This window comes from Arthrobacter sp. NicSoilB8 (genome assembly GCF_019977355.1).
Classification (GTDB): Bacteria; Actinomycetota; Actinomycetes; order Actinomycetales; family Micrococcaceae; genus Arthrobacter.
The window spans coordinates 1036208-1052503 of record NZ_AP024655.1; the positions used below are offsets into that span (position 1 = coordinate 1036208).

16 protein-coding genes are annotated in these 16296 nt (G+C 65.8%); 8 read left to right on the forward strand and 8 right to left on the reverse strand.

Annotated features, from left to right (window positions below; all coding sequences use genetic code 11):
• The first annotated feature begins 46 nt into the window (after positions 1-46).
• A complete protein-coding gene (locus LDO15_RS04655; RefSeq protein WP_223984489.1) occupies positions 47-886 on the forward strand; it encodes a hypothetical protein in 840 nt (279 codons plus the stop codon).
• On the opposite strand, the gene LDO15_RS04660 is transcribed toward LDO15_RS04655, so the two are convergent.
• Positions 858-1253, reverse strand: coding sequence for a hypothetical protein (locus tag LDO15_RS04660; RefSeq protein WP_223984491.1), 396 nt, complete (start codon positions 1251-1253; stop codon positions 858-860). The genes LDO15_RS04655 and LDO15_RS04660 overlap by 29 nt on opposite strands.
• Before the next feature lie 88 nt (positions 1254-1341).
• On the opposite strand from LDO15_RS04660, the gene LDO15_RS04665 reads away from it, so the two are divergent.
• Positions 1342-1818: a hypothetical protein gene (locus LDO15_RS04665; protein ID WP_223984493.1), complete on the forward strand. Its 477-nt coding sequence runs from the start codon at positions 1342-1344 to the stop codon at positions 1816-1818.
• 37 nt (positions 1819-1855) lie between these two features.
• Here LDO15_RS04665 and LDO15_RS23505 read toward each other — a convergent pair whose 3' ends face one another.
• Positions 1856-2119: a DUF1508 domain-containing protein gene (locus LDO15_RS23505; protein WP_346655981.1), complete on the reverse strand. Its 264-nt coding sequence runs from the start codon at positions 2117-2119 to the stop codon at positions 1856-1858.
• Between the two features lie 238 nt (positions 2120-2357).
• Between LDO15_RS23505 and LDO15_RS04675 the strand changes: the two genes are divergently transcribed.
• Positions 2358-2675, forward strand: a complete 318-nt coding sequence (locus LDO15_RS04675) for an acylphosphatase (protein ID WP_223984495.1) — start codon at positions 2358-2360, stop codon at positions 2673-2675.
• A 123-nt stretch (positions 2676-2798) separates the two neighbouring features.
• Here LDO15_RS04675 and LDO15_RS04680 read toward each other — a convergent pair whose 3' ends face one another.
• The gene (locus LDO15_RS04680) at positions 2799-4550 is read right to left on the reverse strand and encodes a RecQ family ATP-dependent DNA helicase (RefSeq protein ID WP_223984498.1); all 1752 of its coding nucleotides are present in this window, start codon (positions 4548-4550) and stop codon (positions 2799-2801) included.
• A 319-nt stretch (positions 4551-4869) separates the two neighbouring features.
• On the opposite strand from LDO15_RS04680, the gene LDO15_RS04685 reads away from it, so the two are divergent.
• From LDO15_RS04685 to LDO15_RS04695, 3 genes are all read left to right on the forward strand, one after another.
• Positions 4870-5205, forward strand: coding sequence for a cupin domain-containing protein (locus LDO15_RS04685; RefSeq protein WP_223984501.1), 336 nt, complete (start codon positions 4870-4872; stop codon positions 5203-5205).
• A 71-nt stretch (positions 5206-5276) separates the two neighbouring features.
• The gene (locus tag LDO15_RS04690) at positions 5277-6656 is read left to right on the forward strand and encodes a diacylglycerol kinase family protein (RefSeq protein ID WP_223984503.1); all 1380 of its coding nucleotides are present in this window, start codon (positions 5277-5279) and stop codon (positions 6654-6656) included.
• 207 nt (positions 6657-6863) lie between these two features.
• Positions 6864-8225 carry an MFS transporter gene (locus tag LDO15_RS04695; RefSeq protein WP_223984506.1) on the forward strand — a complete coding sequence of 454 codons (1362 nt, stop codon included), beginning with the start codon at positions 6864-6866 and terminating at the stop codon, positions 8223-8225.
• Positions 8226-8344: 119 nt separating this feature from the next.
• Here LDO15_RS04695 and LDO15_RS04700 read toward each other — a convergent pair whose 3' ends face one another.
• Positions 8345-9202 (reverse strand): PhzF family phenazine biosynthesis isomerase, encoded by an 858-nt coding sequence (locus LDO15_RS04700; protein ID WP_223984509.1) that lies wholly within the window; start codon positions 9200-9202, stop codon positions 8345-8347.
• Between the two features lie 39 nt (positions 9203-9241).
• Positions 9242-10318 carry a sigma-70 family RNA polymerase sigma factor gene (locus tag LDO15_RS04705; protein WP_223984511.1) on the reverse strand — a complete coding sequence of 359 codons (1077 nt, stop codon included), beginning with the start codon at positions 10316-10318 and terminating at the stop codon, positions 9242-9244.
• A gap of 264 nt (positions 10319-10582) precedes the next feature.
• Here LDO15_RS04705 and LDO15_RS04710 point away from each other — a divergent pair, with 264 nt between their 5' ends.
• Complete coding sequence (locus tag LDO15_RS04710; protein ID WP_223984514.1) at positions 10583-10993, forward strand: ester cyclase; 411 nt, start codon at positions 10583-10585, stop codon at positions 10991-10993.
• A gap of 266 nt (positions 10994-11259) precedes the next feature.
• On the forward strand, positions 11260-12513 hold the full coding sequence (locus LDO15_RS04715; protein WP_223984517.1) for a DUF1565 domain-containing protein: 1254 nt from the start codon (positions 11260-11262) through the stop codon (positions 12511-12513).
• On the opposite strand, the gene LDO15_RS04720 is transcribed toward LDO15_RS04715, so the two are convergent.
• From LDO15_RS04720 to LDO15_RS04730, 3 genes are all read right to left on the reverse strand, one after another.
• Complete coding sequence (locus LDO15_RS04720) at positions 12435-13904, reverse strand: glycosyltransferase family 2 protein (protein ID WP_223984519.1); 1470 nt, start codon at positions 13902-13904, stop codon at positions 12435-12437. The genes LDO15_RS04715 and LDO15_RS04720 overlap by 79 nt on opposite strands.
• Entirely contained in the window at positions 13904-15019 is a 1116-nt protein-coding gene (locus LDO15_RS04725) for an NAD-dependent epimerase/dehydratase family protein (protein WP_223984521.1), read from the reverse strand. The genes LDO15_RS04720 and LDO15_RS04725 overlap by 1 nt, the downstream gene beginning before the upstream one ends.
• Before the next feature lie 142 nt (positions 15020-15161).
• Positions 15162-16187 (reverse strand): UDP-glucuronic acid decarboxylase family protein, encoded by a 1026-nt coding sequence (locus LDO15_RS04730; RefSeq protein ID WP_223984523.1) that lies wholly within the window; start codon positions 16185-16187, stop codon positions 15162-15164.
• Positions 16188-16296: the final 109 nt, after the last annotated feature.

The window sequence follows — 16296 nt, forward strand, 5'->3', positions numbered from 1 at the left end:
ACCACCCAGAATGGTCGAACCACTTGCAGCCCAGGGGGAGGGTGAGATGCGTCGACTCGGGACAACCGGCCCGCAAAAAATCGGCCCGTCAAAAACCGGCCCGTCAAGAATCGGCCAGCTAAGAATCGGCAGCGCAGCAGCGGCCGGCTTGCTGCTGGCGGCACTGCTCGGCGCCTGCGGTGCGCCCGCCGCCCCGGGTCCGGGCACCGCGTCGCCGTCGATGCCCACCGTACCCCCGCTGACATCAGCCCCCGCGACCAGTGGCACCGGCCCCGCCGGCGGCGCCAGTGACGTTCCGCCGATGGAGTCGCCGGCAGCACCGGTTACGCCCGCGCCGAGGGCGACGAACTGGGCGACATTCAAGACCCCGGACGGTCAACTGCAGTTCGATCACCCGGCCGAGTGGACCGTCAAGGACCGCGGCGCCGAGGCCGCGCCCGGCGGGGTGTTCGTGGAAGTACTCAACCCGCACGGCAAGTCACTGGCCACGCTGCGGACCAACGTGGTGACGGGGTCCGAATGCACGCAGAGGATCCCGTACCAACTGCTCGATCTCGTTCCGGTTCCGGCCCTGGCCCAGCAGGGGGTCACACCGCACTTCATCTTTGAGCTGCGGCTGTACCCGGCGGAGAAGGACCCCACCAAGGCCAACGTCATGGCGTACGGGATCAGTTCGGCACCCAAACCGTCCGGGCCCGATGCCTGCCCGATTTTCCACTTCTTCACATGGCCTCCCAGCGGAGCGTCGTTCGGCGGCGTCTACAACCCCTTCGACACCACTCCCGGCAACGAGCCCCACGTCGACACCCCCGAGGCATACCTGGAAACCGCCGAATACCAGGACATCAAGAAAATGATCACCTCGCTGCGCCCGGCGGGGCAGTAGGGGCGGCTGGGCTGATGGCGACGCGCATGAGACGGCGGTGGGCAGCATCTACGGCCGCGTTTCCCGTTCCCATATTTGCGGCGCTGACGCTCGCATCCGTGCTGCTCGCCGGCTGCGGTGCGCCGGCGCCGCCCCTGACATCCGGGGCGGCGACGCCGGGCACAACGTCCGGACCCGCGACGTCGGCCGGCACCCCGCCGGAGACGCGGGGAACCCCGCCGTCGGACTCGCCGTCGGGCTCGTCGTCGGGAACTGCGGCGGGGACCTCTCCGGGCACAACGCCCGGAACAGCTGCGGGGACCACGACGCCGGGCACCTCACCGACGTCGGCGGCTCCGCCGTCGTCGTCCGGCTGGAAGACGTTCACGACGTCGGACGGGACGCTAAGTTTCGACTACCCGGAGGCCTGGACCGTCAAGGATCCGGCGGGGGAGGCTCCGCTGGGCGGGGAGTTTGTGGACGTCCTGAATGCCGCCGGGAAGCAGATGGCCGCGCTGCGCACCAACATCGTCACGGGCGCCGAATGCGGCGACAAACAGCCCTACGTGCTCATCGATTCGGAGCCGATGCAGGCCCTGGCCGAACCCGGCGCGGCGGACCACAATGTGCCGCGCTACGTCTTCGAGGGCCGCGGTGACGTCACTGCGGCGGTAGCGTCACCGCCGACGGTCGCGTCATACGGGATCACCATGATGCCGGAGGAGACCGGACCCCTGTCCTGTCCCATGTTCCAGCTCTTCCTCTGGCCGCCCAGCGGCGCGCTGTTCGGCCAGGCCTACGACCCGGCGAAGAACACGACGCCGGGGGACCCCGGGCTGCCGTATCTGGAGAAGGCGAAGCTCTATGCCACCACGGCGGAGTACCAGGACGTCCGGAAGATGATCACGTCTCTTCGTCCCGCGGGCACGGCGGCGTCGGAACCGGCGAAGTAGCCGCTCGCCAGCCGGCCCGGCGAGGGAAGCAGCCGGGCTACACGGCGGGTAGGTGCCGGCGGCGGTGGCTGGCCGGTGACGGCGAGGCGTTCCTGCTGGCGTGCTGCCCGGTCCACGGGTTGCTGCGGACCACCCGGATCAGTCCGGTTCCGGCGCACTCGCGAACGGCCATGATGCCGTTCGCCGCCTGGCGTTTGTCGTCAAATGCCCGGGAAACGGCCAACACGGTTCCATCGGCGGCGAGGAGCCGGAACCGGACGTTGGATTCCGCGTCGGTGAAGATTTCGAATTGTCCAGCCATTATCTTGTCCTTATCTGGCAGCGGTTGCTGCTGGTGGGGGTAAGAGCACTTCCTTGTGCTGTTGCCGGATCTTCGACAAGCTGCCTCAGTGCGAGAAACCAGCCTGTCGTGAACCGCGCGTGCTCGAAAAGAGGCAAAGGTCCCTTTATGTCTGGCCGGTGAGACAAAAGCCGGGAGACTGAACGCGGGAGCCTCATGGGACCCACTCCGGGGCGGGGCCGGGCGCTACATTGGGAGCATGACTGACAAGCATTCGGCGCAGTTTTCCGCGGATACCGGCGAGCCCGTGCGCCTGAACGCGAGGGTGTCCGGTGTGGTGCAGGCGGTCGGCTTCCGGTACTGGACGGTCCGGAAGGCCGAGGAGCTTGGGCTCACCGGCACGGTCAGGAACAACGACGACGGCACGGTAGGCATCGTGGCCGAGGGGCCGCAGTCCGTGGTGCTGGAGTTGCGGCGCTGGCTGCGCTCGCAGGACGCGCCGGGCCGCGTGGACGACGTCCAGGAGTCCGTCTCAGCGGCGGCGGGGGAGTTCAGCAGTTTCCGGGTGGTGTACTGAATCCTGGCTTCTGAAATTGCCCGTGGACTGGCCTTTGGAACCGGCCCGCGGAGTCGCGCGTCCCGTGTCTGTCAAGGACGGAAGCACCGAGGATGCGCGCGAGCTCAGCTAAGAGAGCAGAACTCAGGTGCGCGTGAGCAGCCCGTGGCCCAGGACCGCTTTGCAGGACAGCGTCCGGTAGCCCTCATGGTCGAACAGCACTGTGATGAGATCGCCGTCGTGCCCCATCACCGCGCCCGGGCCCCACAAGGCATGTTCCACGCGGGAGTTCAGCGGGAACGCCCCGGCGCCGGCTATCGCCGCAGGCTCAACGGGCGCTGTACCGGCGGCGGCGGCACCGGCCGGCACAGCGCCGGCGGCGGCAGCACCGCCGTCGTGCTCGCCGCTGCGTCCTTGCAGCAGCGCGGTGCCGGTGGTGCAGGTGTCGCAGTTCCGGCAGGGTTCGGGCAGGTCCTCGCCGAAGTAGCCGAGCAGGAACTGGCGGCGGCAGCGGTGCGTTTCGGCGTAGCTGCGGATCATCGCGATGCGGGACTTGTCCACTCGCTCGCGGGCAGCGGCGAGTCCGACGGCGCGTTCCACCACACGGGCCGGGTCGGCCGCCGGGTCCAGCGTAACCCCGGGCCGGGCGCCGTCATGGGTGGCGGTCACCGCGCCGGATTCCTGCAGCTGGTTCAGCAGGCCGGTGATCCGCCGGGCGGGGAAGGCCGTCCGTTCAGCCAGCGACTGGGGCTGGAGCGGCCGGCCCGCATCCCGCAGCACGGTGAGGACCGCCAGCAGCGCCGCCTCGTCCGGGGTATGGGTGGCGAAGAAGCGCCGCAGGCCGAGGTCCTCGGAACGGTAGTGCAGCACCGCGACGGCCGGCTGCCCGTCCCGTCCGGCGCGGCCGATCTGCTGGTAGTAGCTGTCCAGGGATTCGGGGATGTCAGCGTGGAGCACGAACCGGACGTCGGGCTTGTCGATCCCCATGCCGAAGGCGGTGGTGGCCACCACCACGTCCAGGCTTCCGTCGAGGAACTTCTCATGGACGAGCTCCCGATCGGCGGGGGTGCGGCCGGCATGATAGGCCTCGGCGCGGAGGCCGCTCCGGGCCAGCTTCGCGGCGTACTTCTCGGTGTCTTTCCGCTTGGCCGCGTACACCAGCCCGGGCCCGCGCCCGGCAGCGACCAGTGCGGTGACCTGGCCGAGGACGGCGCGGCGTTTCTCCTTGTCCTCGTGGTGGCGCAGCACCTCCAGCCGGATGTTGGGCCGGTCGAAGCCGTGGACCAGGACCAGCGGCCTGGCCATTCCCAGACGGGCCAGAATTTCCTCCCGCACCGGGGGAGAGGCGGTGGCCGTCAAAGCCGCGGTGGTCGGGTTGCCCAGGCGCTCGCGGACCTCGCCGAGCCGGAGGTAATCGGGCCGGAAATCGTGCCCCCAGGAGGAGACGCAGTGCGCTTCGTCCACCACGAACAGGGCGATGTTCAGCGCCGCGATCCGCTCCACCGTGCTGGTCTTGGCGAGCTGCTCGGGGGCGAGGAAGAGGAACGCCGCCTCGCCGCTTTCCACTGCCCGCCACGCAGCCTCCTGTTCGGCGGCGCTGTGCGAGGAGTTGACCGCGACGGCGCCTCCCGGCCCCGCCGCTTCCTTCAGCCCGTCCAGCTGGTCCTCCTGCAGGGAAATCAGCGGGGACACGACGACGGTAGGCCGCTGCAGCCGGCGGTGCAGCAGGAGCGCGGGAACCTGGTAGATGGCGGACTTCCCATAGCCGGTAGGCATGACGGCGAGGACGTCCCGGCCGGCGGCAAGGGCCCGCATCCCGGCGAACTGGCCTTCGCGGAGGTTCGGCAGGCCAAAGGTGACGTCCGCGAGGTGGCGGAGGTCGGCGTCGTCGTTCACTGAAAGCCGGGGCGCCGGTACTTCCGGGAGCTCGGGGGAAGCCGGGGCGCCGGCATTTCCGGGAGCGCCGAGGGAAGCCGCGGCGCCGGGGCGTCCGGCCGCGACGCATCCGCGTTGGCAGCGATGGCCTCGGTCATGATTGCAGCTCCGTTGCGACAGGTGAGGTGAGGCGGGACGGCCGGGGTGCGGGCCGTTGCTTTCAGGGTAGGACATGCCGGGAGAGTTGCGAAAACCGCGACGAGTCGACGGCAGGCCCGGTCCGGCCTGAACGGGGCAAAGGACCCTCGGCAGGGAACCTGTTTCTGAGTAGGGTGGCCCCATGCAGAAAATATCGGTCGATGCCCTGGCCCGGCAGCAGATTGCGGCTGCGGTGGCGGCACCCAGCGGACGTGCGGCGGATACTGCGTTTGGCGGGCACGAGAAAGTCCTGCGCCAGACCGTCATGGCCTTCAGGGCGGGGACGCAGCTGAGCGAGCATCAGAACCCGGGCGAAGCGACCGTGTTTGTGCTCCGCGGCTGTGTGCGCCTGCGGGCCGGCAACGAATCCTGGCAGGGGAAGACCGGGGACCTGCTGATCGTGCCGGACGGGCTGCATAGTCTGGAAGCCGAGGAGGACTCCGCGATCCTCATGACGGTGGCGAAAATCAAGACCTGACGGCACAGCCGCAGGCGGGGAGACCGGTCGGGGCGATCGACCAGTGGCCGGATTACCGCAAGGAGCAGGATATGACTGTCATCCCCCTCGAAGAGGTTCCGGAGACCCGGCGGTGGTGGGCGAGGGCCGCCTACGCCGCGGTCTTCTTCGCGGTGGCCGTTCCCTTGGTGGCTGCCGGTTTGGCAGGCACCATCGCACTGCTCATCACGGGGCTCGGCGCCCTGCTGGTGACCGTGGCAGCGATCTACTGGTTCCTCATCAGCCGCGGCGTGCTGCGCTGGTGTGCGCTGGCGCTCGCGGTGCTCGCCCCGCTGGTGCTGATTTTCCTGTATATCCAGGCGAGCCTGCTGTGGGAGGTGGTGCTCTCCGTTGGACTGGCGTTCGTGGCACTGGTCTGCGCCCGCGCGGCGCTCCGGGAACCGAGGGAGGGTTCGACCATGACCGAATACCCCGCTCCCACCTGGAAACATGCCTTCCTGGTAATGAATCCGCGGTCCGGCGGCGGCAAAGTGGTGAAGTTCGACCTCCAGCGGAAAGCTGAGGAGCTCGGCGCCGAGGTGGCGCTTCTCGAGGGGCCGGGACCGGTGGACGTCGACGCTCTGGCCCGGCAGGCGGTGGAGCGCGGGGCCGATCTGCTCGGCGTCGCCGGCGGGGACGGAACCCAGGCGCTGGTGGCCGGCATTGCGGCCGAACACAACCTTCCGTTCCTGGTGATCAGCGCCGGAACCCGCAACCATTTCGCCCTGGATCTCGGGCTGGACCGCGAGGACCCGACGGGCTGCCTGGACGCCCTCCGGGACGGGGTGGAGCTGCACGTCGATCTCGGCAAGATCAACGGCCGCACCTTCGTCAACAACTCATCGTTCGGCGTCTACGCCGAGGTGGTGCAGAGCCCGGAATACCGCGATGACAAAGCCGGCACCGTGCTGCAGATGCTTCCGGACCTCATCAAGGGCGCAAAGGGCGCGCGGCTGCGGGCCCAGGTGGACGGCGTGACAGTAGACGGCCCGCAGGCCGTGCTGGTGAGCAATGGCCCTTACGGCAGCAACGACGTCGCGGGCCTGGGCCGCCGGACCCGGCTCGACCGCGGCGTGCTCGGTGCGGTGGCAATCTCTGCCTCCAGCACCCGGGAAGCGGTGGGCCTGTTGCGCCGTGCGACGAAGCGCGGCCTGATCCAGCGCACCGCGTCCGAGGTGGTGGTCGGCGCCGACGTGCCCGAGATCCCCGTCGGCGTGGACGGCGAGGCCCTGCTGATGAGCACCCCGGTACGGTGCACGGTCGAACCCCGCGCGCTGCGCGTACTGGTGCCGCGGAAACGCCCGGGCGTCCCCCCGGCCCAGCCTTCCCTGGACCTAATCCGGCTCCGTGAGCTGGCGTGGGGGCGGCACCGGGCCGCAGTGTCCGCGCCGGCCGCTGCCCCGTCCCGGCCGGCGTCGCCCGCCGGGGAATGAGCGGGCCCGGGTCTGGCCGCGATCCGCGGGGCACGTCACGCACAGCAGTCTGTTCCGCCCCTGGGGTGTGGTCATCCGCGGTTTCCCGGGAGATCCGGGCTGGACGTCCGGCCCAAAGTTTTCCCTGCGTGACGCGTCAACAGCCCGCTGTCGCGGCATGGGTGGTCCGGTTCGATTTTGGCAGCCGCCGTAGGACAGACTGTTGCCGTGAGCAACTCTTCCCGGACAGGACTTGCCGTCGCTGGACTCAGCCTCGGCACGTCGCTGAACCCGCTGAATTCCTCGATGATCGCCGTCGCCCTGGTGGTGCTGCGCGAGGACTTCGGGCTCGACGTCGCCACCGTCACCTGGGTGATCACCGCGTTCTACCTCACCTCCGCGGCCGGGCAGCCGCTCATGGGCCGGCTCGCGGACCGCTTTGGCCCGCGGCGGCTGTTCCTGCTGGGCATGGCGCTCGTGGCCGTGACTTGCGCACTCGCTCCCTTCGCGCCGAACTTCGCCCTGCTCTGCGTGGCCCGGGCCTTCATGGCGCTCGGCACCGCGACCGCCTACCCGAGCGCCGTCGTCATGGTCGCGGCGCTGGCACGGCAGGCGAACGTGAAATCCACGCGGCCGCTGGGCCGGATCCAGATGGCGAACACCTCGGCGGCTGCCGTCGGGCCGGTGGTGGGCGGCTTGCTGGTGAGCCTGGTGGGCTGGCAGGCGCTGTTCCTGATCAACGTTCCGCTCTCGCTGGTGGCGATCTTCGTGGTCCGGCGCTTCGCCCCGGCGGACGGGGTCCGTGAGCGGGGCCGGGTGTCGGAGCTGCTGCGGGACTCGGACCTGCCGGGCATCGGCGCGTTCATCGGTGCCCTGGTGCTGGTGATGATGGCGCTCCTGAACGTGCTGCCCGCCTACCGGTGGTGGCTGCTTGGCGGCGGGCTGCTCCTCGCGATTCTGTTTGTGTGGCGGGAACTGCGGTTCAGCCCGCCGTTCCTGGACCTGCGGCTGCTGGGCCGCAACCGGCCGCTGCTGCTGGTCTACCTGGGCTTCGCGCTGTTTAACGGCGTCTACTACTTCGCGTTCTTCGGCCTGCCGCAGCTTCTGCAGACTGCCGGCGGCTACGGTCCCGGCGTCGTGGGCCTGCTCATGCTGCCGCTCGCCGCGATCTCGGTGGTCGGGACGCCGTTCGCGGTCCGCGCGATCGACAGGTTCGGCGTACGGCGGGTGCTGATCGCCGGCGTCGTGCTGCTCATCGTGGCATCGGGGGCGATGTGGCTGCTGACGGCGTCCCTGGCTGTCCCGCTGGTGCTCGCACTGACCGCCCTGCTGGGCGTGCCGTATTGCGTGGTCAGCATTTCCTCGAGCCAGGGCATGTACCTGTCCACCCGGATGGAGGAGCGCGGGGTGGCTGCCGGGATCTTCCAGACCTGCCGCTACTTGGGGGCCATCACGGCGACCGTGCTGATCGGCATCTTCTACGGCAGCGGCGTCACCCAGGCCAACTGGGGGCTCATGGTGTTCGTGATGCTGGGGCTGGGCGCGGTGGTGTTTACGGTGTCGCTGGCGTGGCGGGAGCGGCGCGCCTGAGAGCCACCCCCAAATTGCAACGCGGGGTCACTTACGGCCCATCCCGGCCGACGGAATGGGCCGTAAGTGACCCCGCGTTGCTCTTCCGCGTGGCTCGATCCATGACCGGGCCGCACGATTCAACTGATCTCGACGGCTTCACCGCTGACGACAATCCCGCCGGACGGAGGAATGTCGATGGTGAGCACACTCGGGCGGCCGACATGGCTGCCTTGGTGCACCAGCACGCGGCTTGGCGGCTCCACAAGTGAAAGCAAGCGGAGGTATCCGCCGAAGGCAGCGGCAGCCGAACCGGTGGCCGGATCTTCTGTGATGGTGCCCACCGGGAAGAGGTTGCGCGAGTCGAACTCACCCGGCCCGATCTCGTAGAGAGTCGTGACGGTGCCGGTCCAGTTCTGGTCATCCATCAGCGTGCGCATGGGATCAGGGTCGAAAACGAAGGAGTCAAAGGCCTTTCGTCCCGCGAAGACAAGAATGGGGTGCCAGTTTCCGGCAAAAGCGATCATCGGAGGGTAATCAGGGTTCAGGTCGCCCAGGCCCATGCCGAGCAACCCGAGCAGGGTGCTCAGAACATCGTCGGGGAACTCGGACACTCGGGGCTCGACGCTCGTGAAGCTTGCCGTCACCTCCGCGCCCTGGCCTGCAGTCTCGATCGCGACGGGCCCCACCGGGGTGTCGAAGATAAAGGTCCCCGTACCGTCACGACCCGACAGCGCGACGGCCAAAGCAATCGTGGCATGGCCGCAAAACGGCACCTCGGCGATCGGGGAGAAGTACCGAACGCGGTTTCGGCGGGAGTCTCCATCAACCCTCACCTCCGTGACAAACATCGTTTCCGCATAGCCGATGTCGGCCGCGATGGCCTGCATCCTGGCGTCGTCGAGTCGGGTTGCGTCCAGGACTACTCCGGCCGGGTTTCCGCCGTCGGGTGTGGTGGTAAAGGCGGCATAGCGCAGTATCTCCGTGGTCTGTTCCATTCCGACATCGTCGCACAGCGGCCCAGATGGCGGAGGCCGTCAAAGGCCCACCCGCGCACGGACGGATGGGCCCTCGCCATCAAACTGATACTGCCGCAGGACGTTGGACCGGGACGGGTCCTTGAGCTTTTCCAGCGCCGCGAGCTCTATCCGGCGGATGCGTTCGCGGGTCATGCCGTAGGTTTCCGCTACCGCGTCCAGGGTTTGCGCTCCGCCGCCTCCGAGGCCGAAACGCAGTGAAATGACCCGTGCCTCCCGGTCTTCGAGCGTGTCGAGTACTTCCAGTAGCTGCGCCTTCAGCTGGTGATGGAAAAGCGTTTCAGTTACGTCTGGGCCGGAGGAATCCAACAATTGTTCGGCCAGGGCTTCGGTTCCGCCCTGGCCGTCGGGCACCTCAGAATCCAAAGAATAGACCGGCTTATCCAGGCTCAGCAGGCACTCCACCTTCCCGATCGAATATTTGGTCAGGCGGCGAAGATCCTCGTTGGTGCACAGGGTACCCGTCATAGCGGAAGTCCGTTGTGCTGACCTCACTGTCTGCAGTTGCTCGATGACCTTCGCCGGCAGCCGGATCAGACGGGACTGATCAGCCAGCGCCCGGAGGATGCCGCCGCGGATGAGCAACGTCGCGTGCGTGGAGAATCTGAAACCCTTGGTGAAGTCGAACTTGCGGACAGCCCTATGGAGTCCAAGGTTTCCCTCCTGGATCAGGTCCTCAAAGTCGAGGCCCCGGTGCGTGTAGTGCTTGGCGATCGACACTACTAGCCGGAGGTTGGCGTGGAGCAGCGCGTCAGCGGCACGCTTGCCCAGCAGGACGATGGTCCGAAGCTCGTCTGCGTCCTGACCGGCCCGCGAAGTACCGTCCGCCAGGAGCTGCTCCGCGAAAAGCCCGGCCTCGATTTCCTGCGCCAATTCCACTTCCTGCTCGGCAGTGAGCAAGTCGTAATGCCTCAGCCGGCGCAGATAGTCCCCGACGGCGTCGACAGTGACGCCGCCGCTTGCCGCCAACAGTTCCGGCCAGGGAGAGCCATCAGGCTCGAATGATTCAAGGACCGAGCCAACTTCTGAGGGCGAGGAAGGCGTCGGGTCGCTCGCCTCGTGGAACGGATCAGCCATGTCATCCCCTGTCCGGCGGTTCAGGCTCGTGAAGGCAGACTACGTGGCCGGTGTGACAAAAACCGGCGGCCTGGGCAGACGGTGAAAGGCGGTAATCGCGGCATCTTGACACTCTCCAACCGCCGGAATACCTTCGGCCTTAACGGGCATTTCACCCGTTCCCAACAAATTTCAGCGCCCAGCTTTTGGGCGCTTCTGCCGGGCGCCCATGGACAGCGCCCGGCGGACAGTTACAGCGGTCTCTTGCACCTGAAGGAGCCCACCATGTCCAGCATGTTGATCAACCGCTTCTACTCGGAGGTTCTCGCGGGCGGCAATTTCGCCCTGGTCGATGAAATGGTCACGGACGACTTCATCGACCACGAACTGGCGCTCCCCGGACAGCCGCCCGGCAAAGAGGGCGCCCGGTTCTTCGCGCACACCATCCGAACCGCGTTTCCTGACATCTCGGTCAAAGAAGCCCAGCCGACACTGTCCGACGGGGATCTTGAAGCCGCCCATGTCGTGATGACCGGCACGCACCAGGGCGAGCTGATGGGCATTCCGGCGTCGGGCAAGACTGTCGAATTCGGCGGCACCGACATCATCCGCGTCCAGGACGGCAAGATCGCCGAGCATTGGGGAAGCACGGACACCATGAGCCTGATGCAGCAGATCGGTGCCCTGCCGGAATAAAGTCCCTGCCGGAATAAAGGCGTGGCCGGAATGCAGGCCCTGCCGGAATGAGGGCGCGGCCGGACCCGCGGCTGCAGCAGCCCGGATGGAGGACGACGACGACGCCACCGAAGTGGGTGAAGCTATAATTCGAGGGATCTGAACGAGGTGCGGCCTGGACGGCTGTAACCCCTGAGGGAGGCAGCCGTGACGTTTCGCCAGCAGGGACCACGCTTCGCTCCGTCGGTTCCGCCCGCCCTATGGTGACCCGGCGGAGGTTCCTTACCGTGCTCGCGGGCACCGTCGTCGCAGCCTTTGGAGGCTTCATGGCCAAAAGTCAGCTGGAGGGGCCGGCGCGGGAGTCGACGCTGCGTTCACTGTCGGGAACGGTGGGGGCCGACCAACACTCCGGCTCCCGACGTGAGGAGTTTCTCGGGACGGTGAAATGCGGACGCCGCACCCTCTACGTGTCCGGTCAGGGGATGGACAGCAACCCGGGTACGGCAGAGAAGCCCTTGCGGGAGATCAATACCGCCGTCCGGCGAGCCCGGCCGGGGGACCTGATCCTCGTTGATAGCGGTACTTACGGTTACACCGAAGTGGCTGACTTCCGGGGTGCACCCGACGCGTGGCTCGGGATCATGACCCGCAATGATGAAGCCGAAGCGGTGATATCGGTGCCCCCTCCAACGGACAACTTCGTCAACATCACGAATTCCTCATACGTAGGACTTTTCGGCTTTGAGGTTGTGGGCGATCAAAACAATGCCAACACCAACTGCTCGGGAATCTCGGTGTACGGCGGGAGCCACCACGTTGTTCTGTGGGGCAACAATGTTCATGACTTTCCCGGTGGCGGCATCAACTGTTTTGACGCCGACGGCTCGCACGACCTCGTCGATATCAGCTACAACCGGATTCACGGGACTTCCCGTCACAGTCCGGAGAACACTTCCGGCATCAGCATTTATGCACCCCGGGATCTTACTGGGGGTGAACTGCTCGACGGCGGCTACGGGTACCGGGTGGTGGGGAACTACATTTACGACGTCGAATGCACTGTTGGTTTCCGGCGCGGCGGTTTCGATTATGTCACTGACGGGAACGGGATTTCGCTTGATCTCATTGAGAGCACTTACGCCTACCGGAAACCGATCCTGGTGGAAAACAACATCATTACCGGCTGTGGAGGAAGGGCGGTGCACGCCTTCGGGACCGTGAATACCGACGTTGTGCGGAACACCGTCATTGGGAACATGCGCACCCCCAGTCCGGCCATTTCCGGGGGCGTGGAAATGGACGGGACAGTTGACCACACGGTGCGTTTCCGAAATAACGTGATTTGCCCGCTCAACACCCCCAACAGCACCGACTCCGTGTCCACCTATGAGAACAATGTCATCCTGGGGGGAACGCAATCGGTGCCGCTGGGGAATGTAGATCTGCGGGACTGGGGTTTGAGCTACTTCGCTGGACCACTCACCATCGCCGCGTTGACCGGCGGCACGGACCCTTCGGCGTTCCGGCCCGCCGGTTCCTGAATGACGCCTGCGGTTTCCGTGAGGAGTTCGCGGTTGGCATCGGTCTTTTCGGTTCGTTCCCACACCAGCCCGGTGTCGCGGAGGAACATGGTGAAGCCGATGGCGAGCGGAATGGACCACCACAGCCAATACCCCATGAGGAACAGGGGGTTGACCCGCAGCAGGAACCGCGCCCGGTCCCGCGGCCGGGTCAGCACAGGCTCGCTCATTTTCCACGCCCGGTACTGGCCGTAGCCGATCACCGCAACGGCGAGAACGATGTTCAGCACGGACAGCACAATCAGCGGCGTGCCGATGAACTGCGTCGGTGACGTCACCGCACCCACAACGGCCCAGACGCCGACGAACAGGCCAATCGGGTTCAGGGCCAGCGACAGGCAGGGAACGAAATTCAGGCGCGCGCGGATCCGTTTGCCCAGCGGCATGCCCATCTGGATCAGTGGTCCACCCAGAGACTGGAAGAACCCCGCCATCCATCGTTTTCGCTGCGTGATTCCCTGACTGAAGGTTGCCGGAACCTCCTCCACGAGCGGGGATTCGACGACGCCCAGGCGGTAGCCGTTGGTCCACATCCGCATCCCGATTTCCGGATCCTCGATAGTGAGCCAGGGATGGAAACCGCCCACTTCCAGCAAATCGGCAACCCGGAAGAACAGGCCCTTGCCGAGCACATAGTACGGATGCTTTCCCCCGGCAGTCATGTGCTTGTACAGCGTGGAATCCCACGAGATATGGTCCATGGCGAAGAACGATGATGCCCACGAATGCATCAGGTTGCCCGAGATGTTCGTGAACTGGATGACGTCGTAATCCTTGATGCCCTGGGCGGCCGTCTCGAAGTAGTCCTCCGGAACGATGCTGTCCGCATCGATATAGGACAGCAGCGCCTCCGGATGGCTGCCGGCGACGGTGTACATCGCCCATATCAGCTGCCGTGTTTTCTTCGGCGGCAGCTGCGTCTCCCCGGTTCGTTTCCCGGCATGCCACCAATAAGCCTTGGGGTTGTTGTCCCATGACGAGAAGACGGCACGCCAGCTTGGGTCAGTTGTCGGCGGGACGGGCTGGATCTCCAGGAACTGGAATTCCTTCTGAAGCCGCCGCAGCGAGGCAATGGTGGTGACGTCGTCGTCGTTGGGGATGGCGACCACGCGCAACAGTTTCTTCGGATAGTGTGACCGCGATATGCCGGTGAACGTCGTCCGCATTGTCGCTTCGAGTTCGTTGAGGACCGGGTAGAACAAGATGATAGGAGGCCCCGACGTCGACCGATGAGACTTTCGCGCGGGCCGAATCAGGTTCACCTTGAGGGTCAGGAACCAGATGGTGACGAGCAGGCTCACCAGAAAAAGCACCTGAACCACGCCATAGACGGTGAGAAGTACCCCGTGCATCAGGCGCTCAGTCCCCGGCGTCGCAATTCCGCGACGGCCTCATCTTGACGGTCGATTGCCGTTTGATCCCGGACCCACTCGACGAGCTCTTTCACTCCCTGCGTGCGGAACCGGTAGACCGGCTCGAAATCCAGGAGTTCTTTCGCGGCCGTCGGATCGGCCCAGCAATGCCGGATGTCCCCGGAACGGAATTGGCCGGTGATCTCCGGCTCAATGTCCACGCCGAGGGTCTCGGCAAGGAGCGTGGCCACTTCCAGAATACTGATCGGATCCCCGATGCCGATGTTGATGGCTTGACCGCTCGCCCGCGGGGCGGTGAGGGCGGCCACCGTGGCCCGCGCAACGTCGCTGACATGGATAAAATCCCTCATCTGCAGGCCGTCCTCGTTGACCAGGGGCCGCTGGCCGTTCAGGAGCCGGCCGCTGAAGATGGCCGCCACGCCGGTGTAAGGATTCGAGAGAGCCTGTCGCGGCCCGTAGGCGTTGAAATAGCGCACGGCGGTGACGTCGATCCCGTAAGCGGGCCCGACAGCCAGGCAGAGGAGCTCCTGGTCCATCTTGGAAATCGCGTAAACGGACGTCGGAAACAGCGGCTTCGATTCCGCCGTCGGCACCGGCGTCAACTCCTGGCCGCAGCCGGGGCAGCGGAGTTCCCAGTCGTGTTCGCGCAGCTGCTGTTCTGACCGCAAACGCGGGGCCTGCAGGCCGTGTTCGCTGCAGGTGTAGGAGCCCTCGCCGTAGATCGACATCGACGAGGCGACGACAATCTTTGACACCTGGTGAGGTTCGTTGGCGAGGACATCCAGGAGGAGGGCAGTCCCGCCCGTGTTGGCCTGCACGTAGCGGGAGATCTCGTACATTGACTGCCCGACGCCGACCTCGGCAGCAAGATGCACGATCTGGTCGACTCCCTTGAGCGCCTCAATCAGCTGGGCCCTGTCAAACATGTCCGCCTGGATGAAGCGGACGCCGTCCGGCACGAACTGCGGCCCCCTCTCGGCGTGTACCTGCTTGACGAGCTTGTCGAACACCACCACGTCGTGTCCCTGTCTGAGCAATATCTCCACAACATGGGAGCCAATGAAACCGGCCCCGCCGGTAACGAGTATTCGCATCGTGATTCTCCTAAAGTTTTGGGGTGCTGTGCTTGCGGTGGCTGAATGAAGCCCGTTCCAATGACATCGATGCGCCTTTGGAGGGTCCCTTGGCGGGCGCGTTCAACACGAACGGGTGCGTTGAAAGCCGAACGCACAGACTTCAGGCGGTCTTGGCCAATGCATTGCCGGAGCGGATCCTCGCCGCTGCGCCCTCGAACTGGGCGCCGGCGACGGTCTTGGCTGCGGCCCGGACCTCGAGCGGCTGCGACTTGAAGAAGGACACTGTGAGGTCAAGGCCCACGCTCGTGGGGACCTGGGGCAGCCAGCCGAGCAGTGTTGAGGCGCGGGTGATGTCCGGCTGCCGGCGGGTGGGATCGTCGACCGGAAGCTGATGGAATTCGATGACCGACGTGGAACCGGTGATCTCAAGGACCATTTGCGCGAGTTCGAGCATGGTGTGTTCCGCGGGATTGCCGAGATTGATGGGGCCGGGTTCATCGCTCAGGATCATTGCGATGATTCCCCGAATCAGGTCATCGACGTAGCAGAAACTGCGCGTTTGGGTGCCGTCTCCATAGATCGTCAGCGGGGATCCATTGAGGGCCTGGGTGATGAAACTGGAGACGACCCTTCCATCACCGGGCCTCATCCGTGGGCCGAAGGTGTTGAAGATTCGAACGATGCCGACATTGACTCCGCAGCTCCGCGCATAAGCCGTGGAGATAGCCTCGGCGAAGCGCTTGGCCTCGTCATAAACGCTCCGCGGGCCGATGGAATTGACGTTGCCCCAATATTCTTCCGTTTGCGGATGAACAGCGGGGTCACCATAGATTTCGCTGGTTGACGCCAAAACGAAGCGCGCCCCCTTTTCACGAGCCAGGCGCAGCGCATTTTCGGTTCCCCGGCTTCCGACGGCGAGCGTCTCCAGCGGGAGCCGGTGGTAATCGGGCGGAGAAGCCGGGCTGGCCAGGTGAGCGATGGCATCGAGGGGGCCGTTCAGCGTCAATTCAGCGCTGACATCCATATTGATAAACGTGAACAGCGGGTTCGTCTGGAATTTCTCGACATTTCTGGCCTGCCCGGTGGACAGGTCATCGACGCAAACAACGGTGTTACCGCTGTTGAGTAATGCTTCGCAAAGATGAGACCCGAGAAACCCGGCACCTCCGGTGACAAGAACTCGCATTGTGGCTCCTTACCGTAAACGGATAGTAGGGAAGAAGTGCACTTTGTCCTGCGCCGGGTTCCGGCGCAGGACAAATCGAACGTTTCCCGCCTGGAGAGGAGTGCGCGAA